Genomic DNA, 15195 nt, shown 5'->3' on the forward strand with positions numbered 1-15195 from the left:
TCGAACAGCGCTCCTCAAGCGATAAATGACGGTATCTCGACATGGCACCACCTGCTTGAGGTGTTGCACTTCGTTTGTGAACTCAGGGGGGTCCATGATTTCGGCGCTGCCATGGATCCCGGATCAAGTCCGGGATGACGAAAGAGAGTGAATGGCCGCTCCCCACCCCAAAGCCGTCAACCGGCTTCAGGCTCGCAAATGACCGGGAGTGGAGGCGCGCGGATCAGGCGCCGGGGATCGAAGCGCTCGCGTCGCGGCCGTCGCCTTCGGGGGCGGCGAGGATGTCACGGGTGACGAGGCCCTTGTCGACGACCTGCGTGTCGGCGCTGCCGACCTCGCTGCGGATGCCGGGGTCGGCGCGTGCGCCGTCGGCTTCATCGAGTATTTCGGTTTCGCTCGGGCTGCGCGGCGCGGCGCCGCCGAACAGCGCGCGCAGCGTCTGCTCGGCTGCGGTCTCTCCGCCGCTGCGCGCGGCGCCGGGGGCGGGCGGGACGAGCGCGAAGTCGGGCGGCACGACGAGCGGCGCCTGACGCGACACGGCGAATTCGTCGGGACGGTCGCGGCTGAACAGGCTGTTCGAGCCGCACGCCGACAGGGTCGTCGCGGTCAGGGCGCTGGCGAGGATGAGGATGGTCCGGTTCACTGAAAAATCTCTCCTGATACGCCCCGTTAGTCGGTGGCGGCCCCGTCCGTCGAACGTTCGGCCGCCGAAGGGGCCTTTTCGCGCAAGAGCAGCGCGCGCGCAACCAGCAAAAGCACCCCGATCGTGATGCACGCGTCGGCGACGTTGAAGATGAGGAAGGGGCGAAATGTCCCGAAATGCAGGTCGGCGAAATCGACGACATAGCCGAAACGGATGCGGTCGAGAATATTGCCGATCGCGCCGCCGAGGATCAGCGCGAGCGCGATCACGTCGCCCTTCGCCTTCTCGCGCGTCATCCAGAAGGCGACCGCGGCCGCGACGATCGCGGTGACCGCGACGAGGATCCAGCGCACCGTTTCGCCCCCGTCGGCGAACATCGACAACGAGATGCCGGTGTTTTCGGCCCATTGCAGGTTGAAGATCGGCAACAGCTCGATCCGCGCGCCGGGCTGCGTCTCCAGCGACAGCGGCACGGTGACGACCCATTTGGTCGCCTGGTCGAGCAGGAAGGCGGCGGCCGCGAGCAGCAGGCCGAAGCGCAGGTGCGGGGAACGGGTGGCGGTCATGTCGCGTCCAATACCGTCTCGCAGCGATTGCACAAGGCGCCGTCTTCGGCGACCTCGGGCAGATGGCGCCAGCAGCGGCCGCATTTGTGGTTGGCGGTGCGCTTCACGTCCCAGTCGCCGTGATGGACAGTTGAGGTGATGAAAATCTCCTCGAAATCGACGTCGCCGCGGTCGTTCGGCAGCCAGACCTCGGCTTCGAGGCTGGAACGGATGACCTTCTCGCGGCGCAGCGGTTCGATGCGTTCGGTGACGAGCGCGCGCGTGTCGCGAATCCCTGCCCATTTCTCCTTCAGCCCGTCATTCCCGCGAAAGCGGGAATCCAGGGTGGAGTCGGCCGACGCACGCTCTGGATCCCCGCTTTCGCGGGGATGACGAATATCGGGAAGCGTGGGCCACTCGAGCAGATGCACACTGCCGCCGCCGGGATAGCGCGTGCCCCACACTTCCTCGGCGGTGAACACCAGCACCGGCGCCGCGTAGCGGACGAGCGCATGGAAGAGGATATCGAGCACGGTGCGGTACGCGGCGCGCTCTGCCGTCTGATACCCGCTCGCCGGATTGACGTCGCAATAGAGCCGGTCCTTGCGGATATCGAAGTAAAAGGCCGACAGATCCTCATTACAGAAGTCCGCAAGCGCGCGCGTATAGGCGTTGAAGTCGAAATCGTCGACCGCGCGCGCGAGCTTTGCGTCGAGGTCGGCAAGCAGCGCCAGCATATAACGCTCGAGCTCGGGCATCGCCGCGACATCGGCGACACGCTCGTCCTCGGTGAAACCTTCGAGCGCGCCGAGCAGGTAGCGGAAGGTGTTGCGCAGCTTGCGATACTGGTCGGCGACCCCGGCGAGGATTTCCTTGCCGATGCGGTGGTCCTCGGTGAAGTCGACCGACAGCGCCCACAGCCGCAGAATGTCGGCGCCATAGTCGCGCATCAGGTCGATCGGGCTGATCGTGTTGCCGAGCGACTTCGACATCTTCATGCCCTTGGCATCCATGGTGAAGCCGTGGGTGAGGACGGCCTTATAGGGCGCGCGGCCGCGCGTGCCGCAGCTTTCGAGCAGCGACGACTGGAACCAGCCGCGATGCTGGTCCGACCCTTCGAGATAGAGGTCGGCGCTGTGCGCCCCCCCGTCGCGGCGGACGAGCGCGGGCCATTTGCCGCTTTCGAGCACGAAGGCGTGGGTGCAGCCCGAATCGAACCACACGTCGAGGATGTCGGTGACGCGCTCATAATCGGCGGCGTCATAGGCATCGCCCAGATATTCCTGCGCGCGCGCGTCGCTCCACGCATCGACGCCGCCTTCCTTTACCGCAGCGACGATGCGGTCGTTGACTTGCCCGTCGATCAGATACTGGCCGGTCTTGCGGTTCACGAACAAAGTGATCGGCACGCCCCACGCGCGCTGGCGCGACAGCACCCAGTCGGGGCGCGTTTCGACCATGCTGCCGATGCGGTTGCGGCCCTTGGCAGGGACGAAGCGCGTGTCGGCGATCGCCTGCATCGCGAGCTCGCGCAGCGTCTCGCCGTCGCCTTGCGCGGCGCGGATGTTTGCTTCGTCGGCACAGCGCGGGGTGTCGCGGTCGATGACCTTGTCCATCGGCACGAACCATTGCGGCGTGCAGCGAAAGATCACCTTCGCCTTCGAGCGCCAGCTGTGCGGATAGCTGTGCGTGTAATCGGCGCTGGCAGCGAGCAGCGCGCCGGCGTCGCGCAGGTCGGTGCAGATCGGCCCGTCGGGGGCGTTGAACTTGGGATTGATGACGCTGCCAAGGCCGCCGAGCCACGCCCAGTCTTCGCGATATTTGCCGTCGCCCTCGACCGCGAAAACGGGGTGGATGTCATACTGCTTGCACAGCTCGAAATCATCCTCGCCATGGTCGGGCGACATATGGACGAGCCCGGTGCCGCTGTCGGTGGTGACGAAATCGCCGGGCAGGAAGGGGCGGGGGCGGGCGAAGAAGTCCAGCGCGCGTTCCCAATCCTCGTCATTCCCGCGAAAGCGGGAATCCAGCGTGGGGTTGGCCGACGCACGCTCTGGATCCCCGCTTTCGCGGGGATGACGAAGATAATTATAGATCGGGTGGCGCGCGATGGTGCCGGCGAGGTCGGCGCCTTTGATGCTCGTGGCGTGGCCGCGTGAGACGAATGGCTCGATCACGACGGAACGTCCGTCGATGCTATCAGCATAGGGCGCAGGAAAGTTCCAGCGCTTCAGGACAGATTCAACAAGATCGCACGCGACGAGCAACATGAGATTGCGGTCGTTCCAAACGATATTGAGCAGGGAATATTCCACCTCCGGCCCATAGGCCAAGGCCTGGTTGACCGGGATCGTCCACGGCGTCGTCGTCCAGATCACCGCATAAGCGCCGACCAGCTCCGCGATCGGGCTCTCCACAATCTCGAACGCGACGTCGATCTGCGTCGAGACGATGTCCTCATATTCGACCTCGGCTTCGGCGAGGGCGGTCTTTTCGACCGGCGACCACATCACCGGCTTGGCGCCGCGATAGAGCTGGCCCGACTCCGCAAATTTCATCAACTCGCGGACGATGGTGGCCTCGGCCTCATAATCCATCGTCAGGTACGGATGATCCCAGTCGCCGCCGATGCCGAGCCGCTTCAGCTGCTCGCGCTGGACATCGACCCAATGCTGCGCATAGGCGCGGCATTCGGCGCGGAATTCCTCGACCGGAACCTCGTCCTTGTTGAGCTTTTTCTTGCGATACTGCTCCTCGACCTTCCACTCGATCGGCAGGCCGTGGCAATCCCAGCCCGGCACATAGGGCGCGTCCTTGCCCTTCAGCGTCTGGGTGCGGACGACCATGTCCTTCAGGATATGGTTGAGCGCATGGCCGATGTGCATGTCGCCATTGGCGTAGGGCGGGCCGTCGTGGAGGATGAACTGCGCGCGGTCCTGGCGCGACGCGCGAATCTGCCCCTCGAGGTCCTGCTCGAGCCATTTGGCGAGAATCGCCGGCTCCTTCTGCGGCAGGCCGGCCTTCATCGGAAAGTCGGTCCTGGGCAGGAAGACGGTGTCGCGATAGTCGCGGGTTTCGGCGGGAACGGGCGTGTCGGTCATGGTGCGCGCGCTTAGCGCAGTTTTGCTGCGGCGCAAAGAAGCGCGAGCAGCAGGTTCCAAAAGATTCGCGCAAAGGCGCAGAGGCACGGAAATTTTGGTTCACGCGAAGACGCGAAGGCGCGAAGAGGTCGGCTTGGCTGCGAAGCGGCCTTCTGATTCTCGCCGCGTCATGGCACGGCGTCGATCGGAAGAAGGGCCTTTCGGCCCGAACCATCTTCTTCGCGCCTTCGCGTCTTCGCGTGAAACCCTTCTTCTTTCTCTTTTCTCGGCGGCCGCTGTGCGAATCAAATATCCGCGAGCAGCGCCTTCGCTCGTTCGCAATCGGCCGCGATCTGCGCCGTCAGCGCGTCCATGTCGTCGAACTTCGCTTCGTCGCGCAAGAAAGCGTGGAAGGCGACGTCGATTTCCTGCCCGTAAAGATCGCCCGAAAAATCGAAGAAATGCGGCTCGAGCAATTCCTTGGGCGGGTCGAAGCTGGGGCGGATGCCGAGGTTCGCGGCTCCTTTCAGGATGCGGCCGTCGGGCAGGCGGCCGGTGACGGCATAGATGCCGTAGCGCGGGCGCAGATAGGGCCCCATGTCGATATTCGCGGTCGGAAAGCCGAGCAGGCGGCCGTTCCTGTCGCCGTGCTGGACGGCGCCGCGCACGGTGAAGGGGCGCGTCAGGAGCCGCGTCGCGGTCGCGCAGTCGCCCGCCTGCAGCGCTTCGCGGATGCGGCTCGACGAGATCACCTCGTCGGCGTCGTCGACGGGCGACACCATCTCGGTGAAGAAGCCGAGGCGGCGGGCATGGTCGGCGAGCGTCACGACATTGCCGCCGCGCCCCTTGCCAAAGACGAAGTCGCTTCCGGTGACGACCCCCGCGGCGCCGAAACGATCGAGGAGCAGGCCGGTGATGAAATCCTCGGCGCTCGTGCCCGCGAGCGCGGCGTCGAAGGGCAGGACGAGCATCGCGTCGGCACCCGCCGCGCCGAACAGCTCCTGCCTTTGGTCGAGCGTGGTCAGGCGGAAGGGGGCGACGTCGGGCTTGAAGAAGCGCACCGGATGCGGGTCGAAGGTCGCGACGATCGCGGGGCGGCCGTCATCCTTCGCATGATGCACCGCGCGGCCGACGACCGCCTGATGCCCGGCGTGGAAGCCGTCGAAATTGCCGAGCGCGATCACCCCGCCGCGCAGCGGATCGGCGATGCGATCGTGGCCGTCGAGGCGGACCGCGGTCACGTGACAAACTTTCCCCGTTCGCCCTGAGGAAGCGCTGAGCGAAGTCGAAGCGCTGTCTCGAAGGGTCCTTCGAGACGGAAAAGACCCTTCGACGGGCTCAGGGTCTTTCTCTCCTCAGGACGAACGGATTTCAGAGCCGGCTTCATATCGCGGCGCCCATCGGCACGATCCCCGCGCGCAGCACGCGGATCGCATTGCCGCCCATCGCGGCGCGAATCTCGTCGTCGGTGAAGCCCGCGTCGATCAGCGCCTGCGTCACCTGCACCAGCTGCGACGTGTCGAAACGCACCGTCGTCGCGCCGTCATAATCGCTGCCGAGCGCGACATGCTCGATCCCGACGAGATCGCGCACATGCTTCATCGCCCTCGCGATGCTGGCGGGCGACAGGTCGCACACCGCGGCGTCCCAATAGCCGATGCCGATCAGCCCGCCGGTCGCGGCGACCCCGCGAATTTCGGCGTCGGAGAGGTTGCGGTTGACCTTGCACGTCGCCTGCACCCCGCCGTGGCTCGATACCACCGGGCGCCGCGCCATTTCGAGCAGGTCGGCGACGCCCGCGTGGCTCAAATGGGCGATGTCGACGATCATGCCCTTATCCTCCATCGCGCGCACGACCCGGCGCCCGAAGGGGGTGAGCCCGCCCTTCTTCAGCCCGTGCATCGAGCCCGCGAGGCGGTTGTCGAAGAAATGGGTGAGCCCCGCCATGCGGAAGCCTGCGGCGCGGAGCTTGTCGAGATTGGCGATGTCGCCTTCGAGGTCCTGCAGCCCCTCGATGCTGAGCAGCGCGCCGACCGGCACCGCCTTGCCGCCGCGCCGCGCAGCGAACAGCGCATCCAGATCGACCGGGTTCGCGACGGCGCGCAATTGGCCGTTCGACGCCGCTTCGGCGCGGTGCAGCTTTTCGGCGTGCCACAGCGAGCGTTCGAGCAGCGAACCCCAGGTGCGCACCGGCTGGAGCTGGGCAATGACCAGGCCGGTGATATTGTCGCCGTCGGCGCTGTTCGCGTCGTAATTCTGCCCCTTTGGCGTCTTGCTGACGCTCGAAAAGATTTGCAGCGCGACATGCCCCTCTTCGAGCCGCGGCAGGTCGACATGGCCGCGGTCGGCGCGGTCGAGCAGGCTGCGCTTCCACAGCAAAGTGTCGCTGTGCAGGTCGACGATGGTGAGGCTGCGGTGGAGCGCACGCGCATGTTCGCTCACCGGCGGCAGCGCGCCGCCCTCGACCTTGTTCATGCTGCGCTCGATCATCGCGGGGCCGAGCAGGAAGAAGGCGCCGGCGGCGACCAGCAGCAGCGCGAGAAGGCCGATGATCCAGCGGCGCATCAGCGGCGCCGGGTCAGCGTGACGAAGGCATGCGCCGGGCGGCCCTCGGCGGCGGGATGCGCCTCGCGCGCCACCTCTTGCCATTCGGCGGGGTCGGGGGCGTCGATCACCGCGTCGCCCGCGGGTTCGATCGCCACTTCGGTCAGGTCGATGCGGTCGGCGAGCGGCAGGAAGAGGCGATAGATTTCGGCGCCGCCGATCACCATCACCTGCGGCGCATTGGCCATGCGCAGCGCCTCTTCGACGCTGTGCGCAACTTCGGCATTCTCGTCCTGCCAGCCGGTATCGCGGGTGAGGACGATGTGCCGCCGCCCCTCGAGCACCGCGGGCAGGCTGTCGAAGGTCTTGCGCCCCATGATCATCGGGCGCCCCATCGTGCGCTGCTTGAAGCGGCGCAGGTCGGCGGGAAGGTGCCACGGCAGCTTGCCGCCCGCCCCGATCACGCCATTGGCGGCGCGGGCGAGGATCAAAGTGATCTCGGGATGATTCATGCGGGAGAGATTCCGACCCAAGTGACGTGACCGAGCTTGCGACCGTCGCGCACGTCGGTCTTGCCATAGTGATGCACATGTGCGCCCGGCTCGGCAAGCAGGCGCGGCACGCTTTCGATGCCGGCGCCTATCAGGTTGCGCATCGTCACCGGGAGCAGCGGCACTGCCGTGTCGCCGAGCGGCAGGCCGGCGACGGCGCGGATATGATTTTCAAACTGGCTCGTGGTCGCGCCCTCGATCGTCCAGTGGCCGCTGTTGTGGACGCGCGGCGCCATTTCGTTGAACACCGGCCCCGTGTCTGTCGCGAAAAATTCGCCCGTCAGGACGCCGACATAGTCGAGCGCCTCGGCGATCTTTGCCATCATCGCGCGCGCTTCTGCCTGCTGCTCGATCACGATCGGCGGCGGCGGCAGCATCGAGGCGCTGAGAATGCCGCCCGCATGGACGTTGAGCGGCGAATCCCAGAAGCGCGTCTCGCCGCCCGCCCCGCGCACCATCAGCACCGAAAATTCGTGCGCGAAGGCGACGAAGCCTTCGAGGATCGCGGGATGGCGGCCGATCGTCTCCCACGCTTCGTCGGCATCCGATGCGTCGGCAAGCCGCGCCTGCCCCTTGCCGTCATAACCCATGCGTGCCGTTTTGAGGATAGCGGGCGCGCCGATTTCGGCGATCGCGGCATCGAGCGCGGCGCGGTCGGGAACCGGCGCGAAAGGCGCGGTGCGGCCGCCGAGACCGGCGACGAAGCGCTTCTCGGCGAGGCGGTCCTGCGCGATTTCGAGTGCCGCGGCGCCGGGTCGCACCGCGACGTGGCCCGACAGGAAGCGCACGGTATCGACCGGAACATTCTCGAACTCGAGCGTGACGACATCGCACGCCGCGGCGAAGGCGGCGAGGCGCGGTTCGTCGTCCCACGCGGCCTGCACATGATGCGCCGCTACGTCCGCCGCGACGCTTTCATGCTCGGGGGCATAGATATGCGTTCTATAGCCGAGCTGCGCCGCAGCGAGGCCCAGCATCCGGCCGAGCTGGCCGCCGCCCAATATGCCGATGGTCGAGCCCGGTGGCAGCACGCGTTCAGCCCTCGCGCACCGGAGCGGGAGCGACGCTTTCGGTCTGCGCGGCGCGCCACGCATCGAGCTTCTGCGCGAGACCGGGATCGTCACCGGCGAGCAGCGCCGCCGCGAACAGGCCGGCGTTGGTCGCGCCGGCCTTGCCGATCGCGAAGGTCGCGACGGGGACGCCGCCGGGCATCTGGACGATCGACAGCAGGCTGTCCATGCCGCTCAAGGCCGCCGACTGCACCGGCACGCCGAGCACCGGGACGCGCGTCATCGAAGCGACCATGCCGGGCAGGTGCGCGGCGCCGCCGGCGCCCGCGATGATCGCGCGCAGCCCGCGGCCCGCCGCGCCCTTCGCATAATCGACGAGGCGGTCGGGGGTGCGGTGCGCCGACACGATATGGACCTCGTGCGCGATACCGAACTCTTCGAGAATCTGGACCGCGTGCGCCATCGTCGGCCAGTCCGACTGGCTGCCCATGATGACGCCCACCTGCGGCGCGCTGTCGCCCATTCGCAATCCCTCCTGTCCGGCGATTCACCGCCGTGTCCGTCCCCTAGCGGCTCATAATGGGACGGGCAACGCCGTCGATTCGCCGAGCGTTTACCGATTGGTATGAAGTCGTGGTTATCGTGGGGTGTAACGAGACCGACGGCATTCCGCCGGCGGCTATTTTCGCTACGCGCCGGGGACTAGGCATGGACAGTATCGGGGGGGCACGGATCGCGGTCGACCAGCTCGGCTTCGCACCTGTCGACTCCATCGAGGATCAGCTGCGCGAAATCCGCCGCGAGCGCGACGCGCTGCGCCGCGAAAACAGGGTTCTCAAGATCGCGGTCGCCGAGCTCGAGCGCGTGTCCGAACGCGACACGCTGACCCCGCTGTTCAACCGCCGCTATTTCCTGACCGCGATTCATCAGCGCATCGCGCGCTTCGAGCGCCACGCCGAACGCGCCGCGGTGGTGTTCGCCGACGTCAACCAGCTCAAATATATCAACGACAGCCTCGGCCACGCCGCGGGCGATTTCGCGCTGCTCGAAATCGCCAACCGGCTGCTCGCCGCGATCCGCGCGACCGACGTCGCGGCGCGCATCGGCGGCGACGAATTCGGGCTGATCCTCGACCAGTCGAGCGAGGCCGGTGCGCGTGCGCAGGTCGAACGCCTGTCCGAACTGCTCAGCGCCGGGCCCGCAATCTACGACGGGCAGGAGATCCCGCTGTCGGCCTGTTTCGGGGTCGCGATGCTCGAGGCCGACATGAGCGAATCGGACCTGCTCGCCGCCGCCGACCGCGATATGTATCGCAACAAACAGGCGCAGGAAGCGTCCGCCGGGCATCGCTGAGCCCGTTAGTTTTCAAACTAAACCGCCCGTTAACCAAAATCCGCCATGCTTGCCCGCACCGATGGGGGGTGTGGGATGATGGGTTGCAACAATCCGGTCGACGAAATTCGCGGCCATATCGACGCGCTGGTCGAAAGGCTGCCGCGCGCGGCGCCGGTTCAAATCGCCGAGGGGGTCGAGGCGATTCGCCGCCTGGCGCGCGAGAGCGGCTTCGACGCGGTCGAGGTGCTGGCGCGGCAATGCGAGTCGGCGGTCGGCGCGGGACGCGATCGCGCCGCGATCCGCGTCTATCTCGACGCGATGCACGACGCGGCCTTCGTGCCCGGCCTGCTTTCGGCCTTTGCCGCCGAGGCGTGGCTTGCGTCGGTGGCAACGCGGCTGGCGAATTAGCGCAGCAGCTCCAATTCGGTTAGGGCGCCCGCATGGACGCGATCATGATCACGCTGGTGGCGGTGCTGCTCGCCAACGCCGACGGGCGGAGCGGCGTCTTTCTCGCGCGCCTGGCCGCCGCGCGCAACGACGCCCGCACGGTCATGGCGATCGCCCTCGCCGGCTTCGCCGCCAATGCGCTGGTCGCTGCGTCGATCGGCACGCTCGCCAACCGCACGATCGGCCAAGGAGCGATCGCGCTGATCGTCGCGGTTGCGCTGGTCGCCGCTGCGGTCGCCTTGCTCTGGTCGCGGCGGCCGCATGACGACGCCCGGCTCGTCGCCGCGCCCCTGCCGCTGCTCGCGCTGCGGATGCTGGCCGCGCAGTTCGGCGATCGCGGTTCTTTCCTGATCGCGGCGCTCGCCGCGACGAGCGGCGCGGGGCTGTGGGCGGCAGCGGGCGGGACGATCGGCTGGCTCCTCGCGCTGCTGCCCTTTCTGGCGCTCGGCCCGGCGCTCGCCGATCGGCCGCCCGCGCGGCTGCTGTGCTGGGCGAGCGCAGCGATCCTGCTGTTGTGGGGCCTGCGTTCGGCGCTGGGTGCATTCGGCCTGTTCGCATAGGCGACTTCGTTTCATCGAATTTATCAATGATAGCGACCAAGAGCCTCCATGGGCGTTCGGCTTGGTGTCCCCCCATATGGGCGCTGCCAACGAAAGGAGTTCACCCATGTCCAAGAACCAGCCCGCCGTCGCCGATGCGCTCAACGCCCTGCTCGCCGACAGCTATGCACTTTACCTCAAGACCAAAAATTATCACTGGCACGTCGAGGGGCCGCGTTTCCGCCAGCTTCACCTGCTGTTCGACGAACATGCGTCGCAGATCCTCGCGACCACCGATCTGATCGCCGAACGCGTGCGCAAGAATGGCGCGGCGACGCTGCGCTCGATCGGCGACATCGCGCGGCGCCAGTCGATCAAGGACGATGATGCGGCCAAGGTCGACGCCGACGCGATGGTCCGCAACCTCGCCGACGACAATGAAGCGCTGCTCGCGCAGATCAAGGAAACCAAGGCGGCGGCCGAAGCCGCCGGCGACATTGCGACGAGCGGCCTCGTCGACGGCTGGGCCGACGAAACCGAACAGCGCATCTGGTTCCTGAAGGCGACACTGGCGTAAAGCGCGGTCGTTGCCGGTTGCGGGTGGAAGTTGCCACAATTCTCCCCTCCCGCAAGCGGGAAGGGAAGCCTATCCTTCCTCGTCACCCCGGACTTGATCCGGGGTCCATCGCGGCTGAAGTCGTGGATCCCGGATCAAGTCCGGGATGACGAAGAAGCGAATGATGGCTTCCCATCCCGAAGCCGCCAACCGACGCCCGCTCAGCCCGCCGGGTTTGCCGCTTGCATTTCGGCGATCAGCGCGCCGTCGATCGCCTTCGCACGCTTATAGGCGGCGCGCTCGCGCAGCGGTTCGACATAGGCTTCGAAGGCCGGGCGCGGAGCGATCGTGCCGAACTGCAGCCCCCAGTCGATCTGGCTGCCGACATAGACGTCGGCGGCACTGAAGCGGTCGCCCGCGACAAACGCCTTGCCGGCGACCGCGCTTTCGAGCGTGTCGAGCGCGGCGGCGAGCGAGCCGAAGCCCGCCATCCGTTGCTGGTCGATGTCGGGCTCGATGCCGAAATGCTTCGCGGTAATCGCCTGTTCGACCGGTCCCGCGGTGAAGAAGAGCCAGCGGTAGTAATCGGCGCGCTCGGCGGGTGCGGGCGCGAGCCCGGCGCCGGGAAAGGCATCGGCCAGATAGGCGCAGATCGCGGCGCATTCGGTGACGACCCGGCCGTTGTGGACGATCGCGGGCACCTTGCCCATCGGGTTGATCGCCCGATAGGCGGCGTCCTTCATCGTCGTGCCGTAATCGAGCAGGCGCTGCTGATAGGGCGCGCCGACCTCTTCGAGCATCCAGCGGACGATCTGTCCGCGCGACATCGGGTTGGTATAGAAAATCAGCTCGTCGGCCATCGCTCGTCTCCCTTGGTTGCGAATCGCGTGATGGGAACATATCAGGAACGATCTTTGCGTTCCAGCGGGCTTGTTTTGTCATCATGGGCCGGTAAGGCAAAGCGATGAGCGACGAACGCATCTGGACCGCCGCCGTGCTGGTGATCGGCGACGAGATTCTCTCGGGCCGCACGCAGGACAAGAATGTCGCGCAGATCGCGACCTGGCTCGACGTGCAGGGCATCCGCCTGCGCGAAGTGCGAATCGTCCCCGATGTCGAGCGAGAGATCATCGACGCGCTGAACGCGCTGCGCGCGCGCTACGACTATGTCTTCACCACCGGCGGCATCGGCCCGACGCACGACGACATCACCGTCGATGCGGTCGCGAAGGCGCTCGGCGTCGGCGTGGTGATCCATCCCGACGCGCGCGCGATCCTCGAGCGCTATTACCGCGCGCGCGGCAGCGAGCTCACCGAGGCGCGGCTGCGCATGGCGCGCGTCCCCGACGGCGCCGAGCTGATTCCCAACCGCATGTCGGGCGCGCCGGGCATCCGGCTCGGCAATCTCTTCCTGATGGCGGGGGTGCCGCACATTACAGCCGGGATGCTCGACGCGCTGACCGGTCAGCTCGAGGGCGGGGCGCCGCTCGTCGCGCGCACGATCGGCGCCTGGGCGCCCGAAAGCGAGATCGCCGACCTGCTACGCCAGGCCGAAAAGGATCACGCGGGGGTCGCGATCGGCAGCTATCCCTTTTTCCGCGACGGGCGCACCGGCGCCAATTTCGTCTTTCGCTCGACCGAGGCGGCAGCAGTCGAGGCCTGCGTCGCGGCGGTTTCGGCGGGGCTCGAGGCCGCGGGCTATGCAGTGACCGACGGCGGCATCTGATCGGGCAGGTCGTCGCCCGCCGAGCGCGTGACGCGCGGCAGGCGGCGCAGGAACGCCATCGCGAGCAGCCCGAAGAGCGCAGCAACGATGAAGGCGGCCCCTGGGAAATGCACCGGCGCGCGCGTGCCGGTGAACCACGCCATCGTACCGGTGAGCAGTGCGGGCGCGGCGATCTGTCCCAGTCCCATCGTCATCGCGGTGATCCCCTGCACCTCGCCCTGCATGTCGGCGCCCGCGCGGCGCGACATCATCGCCATCAGCGACGGCTGCACCGGCGACTGGAAGGCGACGGGGATCAGCAACAGGAAAGCGCCCCACGTCGTGCGCACGAAGGCGAAGCCGACGAAAATCGCGACCGCGACCGCAAGCCCGATCGTCGCCGCATCACGCTCGCCGAAGCGCGCGACCATCGGCCCGACGACAAAGGTCTGGCCGAGCGCGATCGCCACGCCGACGAAAGCGAGGCTCGCGCCGATCATCGCCGGCGACCAGCCGAGCTGCGCAATGCAGTAAAAGCTCCACGTCATCGGATAGACAAGGCTCGCGATCTGCCACAGCAGCAGCACCCCCGCGACCCCGCCCATACCCGGCAACCGCCGCATCGTCGCCCACGCGCCGAGCGGGTTGGCGCGCCGCCAGTCGAAGGCGCGGCGCTTCGCCGCGGGCAGCGTTTCGGGAAAGACGAAGGCGCCATAGGCCATGTTCGCCGCCGCGAGCAGCGCCGCCGCGACGAAAGGCGCGCGCGGCCCGACCTCACCCAGAAAGCCGCCGATCGCCGGGCCGACGACGAAACCCACGCCAAAAGCCGCGCCGACGAAGCCGAAGTTGCGCGCGCGCTCCGCAGGCCGCGTGACGTCGGCGATGGCGGCCTGCGCCGCAGCAAAGCTGCCGCCGAACAGGCCCGACAGCGCTCTCGCAATGAACAGCCAGGGCACGGTGTCGACGACGACGAGCAGCGCATAGTCCGCGGCGAGTCCGGCGAGCGAGAGCAGCAGCACGCGGCGGCGCCCGATATGGTCGGAGAGATTGCCGAGCAACGGCGAGGCGAGGAAGGTCGCGAGCGCCATCACCAGCCCGATCCACGCGCCGACCTCGATCGCGGGAGCGAGCGCGATGCGCCCGACCTCCATCACCAGCTGCGGCAGCACCGGCATGATGATGCCGAAGCCGATGGCGTCGATGAAAATCGTCGCAACGATGAAGGGGATGGTGCGCGATGCGGTCATGCTGCGGCCCGTTCGGCCGAAATCGGGCAGGCTGCAAGATGTTTCGGCGGTTTCAAGATTTTCCCTTTCTTCGCGCGACCGATACGCGGTCCATGCGCTATGGAGGATGACGATGCGGATCAGTGCTTTCCTCGACTATCGTTTCCCCGAACCCGCCGACGTCATGGTGCAGGTCGAAGCCGCAACGCTTGCCGACCAGCGGGTGCGCGATGCGTCGCTCGATACGGGCGAAACGCCCGTGCTCGCCCGTATCGCGGCGCTCGAAGGCGTCGGCGAACGCATCTGGCTGCGCCCCGCCGACCGGCTGACGCTGCGTTATGCCGCGACGGTCGAGGTGGCGCGCGGGCGCCCCGACTATCGCGCCCGCGCCGCGGTGCCGCTGCCGCGGCTGCCCGCCGATGCCGTGCCCTATCTCAACGAATCGCGCTACTGCCCGTCGAATCGGCTCGACGCCTTTGCAACGGAGCGCTTCGGCGCACTGACCGGCGGCGCGAAGGTTGCGGCGATGGCCGACTGGATCGCGGCGCATTTCACCTATGCCGCGGGCATCAGCGATGCCGGCACGACGGCGCTCGACAGCCTAGCACTGCGCAGCGGCGTGTGCCGCGACTATGCGCATGTGCTGATCGCGCTCGCCCGCGCCGCCGAAATCCCGGCGCGCATCGCCAGCGCCTATGCGCCGCACGTCGAGCCGCAGGATTTCCACGCGGTCGCTGAGGTCTATCTGGAGGGCGGCTGGCACCTCGTCGACCCGACGGGCATGGCGCGCGCGAACGAGATGGCGCTGATCGGCGTCGGCCGCGACGCGACCGACATCAGCTTCCTGACCGCCTATGGCACGGCGGAGCTGATTGATCAGCGCGTGACGGTGGAATAGAAAACTGGAGCGGGTGAAGGTATTCCAATAAACCACTACAATTGTTCACTATTTTTTGTTATAATAGCCTACACAGAACCTGCACAGGCACGGGGAATCAATCACTTACCCTGCTA

The 15195-nt window shown here is 67.1% G+C and carries 16 protein-coding genes; 6 read left to right on the forward strand and 10 right to left on the reverse strand.

The features are described from left to right. Window positions 1–223: 223 nt before the first annotated feature. The 8 genes from CHB69_RS14165 to purE all read right to left on the reverse strand — a co-directional run bounded on the left by CHB69_RS14165 (window position 224) and on the right by purE (window position 8896). Window positions 224–643, reverse strand: coding sequence for a DUF3035 domain-containing protein (locus CHB69_RS14165; RefSeq protein ID WP_089216676.1), 420 nt, complete (start codon window positions 641–643; stop codon window positions 224–226). Window positions 644–669: 26 nt separating this feature from the next. Next, on the reverse strand, window positions 670–1209 hold the full coding sequence (gene lspA / locus CHB69_RS14170; protein ID WP_089216677.1) for a signal peptidase II: 540 nt from the start codon (window positions 1207–1209) through the stop codon (window positions 670–672). Further along, on the reverse strand, window positions 1206–4289 hold the full coding sequence (ileS, locus tag CHB69_RS14175; protein WP_089216678.1) for an isoleucine--tRNA ligase: 3084 nt from the start codon (window positions 4287–4289) through the stop codon (window positions 1206–1208). The genes lspA and ileS overlap by 4 nt, the downstream gene beginning before the upstream one ends. A 284-nt stretch (window positions 4290–4573) precedes the next feature. Beyond that, the gene (locus tag CHB69_RS14180) at window positions 4574–5509 is read right to left on the reverse strand and encodes a bifunctional riboflavin kinase/FAD synthetase (protein ID WP_089216679.1); all 936 of its coding nucleotides are present in this window, start codon (window positions 5507–5509) and stop codon (window positions 4574–4576) included. Between the two features lie 142 nt (window positions 5510–5651). Beyond that, a complete protein-coding gene (locus tag CHB69_RS14185) occupies window positions 5652–6833 on the reverse strand; it encodes a dipeptidase (RefSeq protein WP_089216680.1) in 1182 nt (393 codons plus the stop codon). Next, window positions 6833–7324, reverse strand: coding sequence for a dihydrofolate reductase (locus tag CHB69_RS14190; RefSeq protein ID WP_089216681.1), 492 nt, complete (start codon window positions 7322–7324; stop codon window positions 6833–6835). Before CHB69_RS14190 ends, CHB69_RS14185 begins: the two co-directional genes overlap by 1 nt. Continuing rightward, window positions 7321–8394 carry a 5-(carboxyamino)imidazole ribonucleotide synthase gene (locus CHB69_RS14195; protein WP_281252663.1) on the reverse strand — a complete coding sequence of 358 codons (1074 nt, stop codon included), beginning with the start codon at window positions 8392–8394 and terminating at the stop codon, window positions 7321–7323. Before CHB69_RS14195 ends, CHB69_RS14190 begins: the two co-directional genes overlap by 4 nt. A 4-nt stretch (window positions 8395–8398) precedes the next feature. Then, window positions 8399–8896: a 5-(carboxyamino)imidazole ribonucleotide mutase gene (gene purE / locus CHB69_RS14200; RefSeq protein ID WP_089216683.1), complete on the reverse strand. Its 498-nt coding sequence runs from the start codon at window positions 8894–8896 to the stop codon at window positions 8399–8401. A gap of 185 nt (window positions 8897–9081) precedes the next feature. Here purE and CHB69_RS14205 point away from each other — a divergent pair, with 185 nt between their 5' ends. The 4 genes from CHB69_RS14205 (at window position 9082) to CHB69_RS14220 (ending at window position 11271) form a co-directional block, all read left to right on the forward strand. Beyond that, the gene (locus tag CHB69_RS14205; RefSeq protein ID WP_089216684.1) at window positions 9082–9726 is read left to right on the forward strand and encodes a GGDEF domain-containing protein; all 645 of its coding nucleotides are present in this window, start codon (window positions 9082–9084) and stop codon (window positions 9724–9726) included. A 75-nt stretch (window positions 9727–9801) separates the two neighbouring features. Continuing rightward, window positions 9802–10116 (forward strand): hypothetical protein, encoded by a 315-nt coding sequence (locus CHB69_RS14210; RefSeq protein WP_089216685.1) that lies wholly within the window; start codon window positions 9802–9804, stop codon window positions 10114–10116. Between the two features lie 32 nt (window positions 10117–10148). Then, the gene (locus CHB69_RS14215; RefSeq protein ID WP_089216686.1) at window positions 10149–10715 is read left to right on the forward strand and encodes a TMEM165/GDT1 family protein; all 567 of its coding nucleotides are present in this window, start codon (window positions 10149–10151) and stop codon (window positions 10713–10715) included. 106 nt (window positions 10716–10821) lie between these two features. After that, on the forward strand, window positions 10822–11271 hold the full coding sequence (locus tag CHB69_RS14220) for a Dps family protein (RefSeq protein ID WP_245836814.1): 450 nt from the start codon (window positions 10822–10824) through the stop codon (window positions 11269–11271). A gap of 200 nt (window positions 11272–11471) precedes the next feature. Here CHB69_RS14220 and CHB69_RS14225 read toward each other — a convergent pair whose 3' ends face one another. After that, complete coding sequence (locus CHB69_RS14225; protein ID WP_089216688.1) at window positions 11472–12110, reverse strand: glutathione S-transferase family protein; 639 nt, start codon at window positions 12108–12110, stop codon at window positions 11472–11474. Window positions 12111–12214: 104 nt separating this feature from the next. Here CHB69_RS14225 and CHB69_RS14230 point away from each other — a divergent pair, with 104 nt between their 5' ends. Then, window positions 12215–12976 carry a competence/damage-inducible protein A gene (locus CHB69_RS14230; RefSeq protein ID WP_089216689.1) on the forward strand — a complete coding sequence of 254 codons (762 nt, stop codon included), beginning with the start codon at window positions 12215–12217 and terminating at the stop codon, window positions 12974–12976. On the opposite strand, the gene CHB69_RS14235 is transcribed toward CHB69_RS14230, so the two are convergent. After that, window positions 12949–14202 carry an MFS transporter gene (locus tag CHB69_RS14235; RefSeq protein ID WP_089216690.1) on the reverse strand — a complete coding sequence of 418 codons (1254 nt, stop codon included), beginning with the start codon at window positions 14200–14202 and terminating at the stop codon, window positions 12949–12951. The genes CHB69_RS14230 and CHB69_RS14235 overlap by 28 nt on opposite strands. A 112-nt stretch (window positions 14203–14314) precedes the next feature. Between CHB69_RS14235 and CHB69_RS14240 the strand changes: the two genes are divergently transcribed. Further along, window positions 14315–15079, forward strand: coding sequence for a transglutaminase-like domain-containing protein (locus CHB69_RS14240; protein WP_342746782.1), 765 nt, complete (start codon window positions 14315–14317; stop codon window positions 15077–15079). Window positions 15080–15195 lie beyond the last annotated feature (116 nt).

Source organism: Sphingopyxis indica, assembly GCF_900188185.1.
In the GTDB taxonomy this organism is placed as follows: Bacteria; Pseudomonadota; Alphaproteobacteria; order Sphingomonadales; family Sphingomonadaceae; genus Sphingopyxis; species Sphingopyxis indica.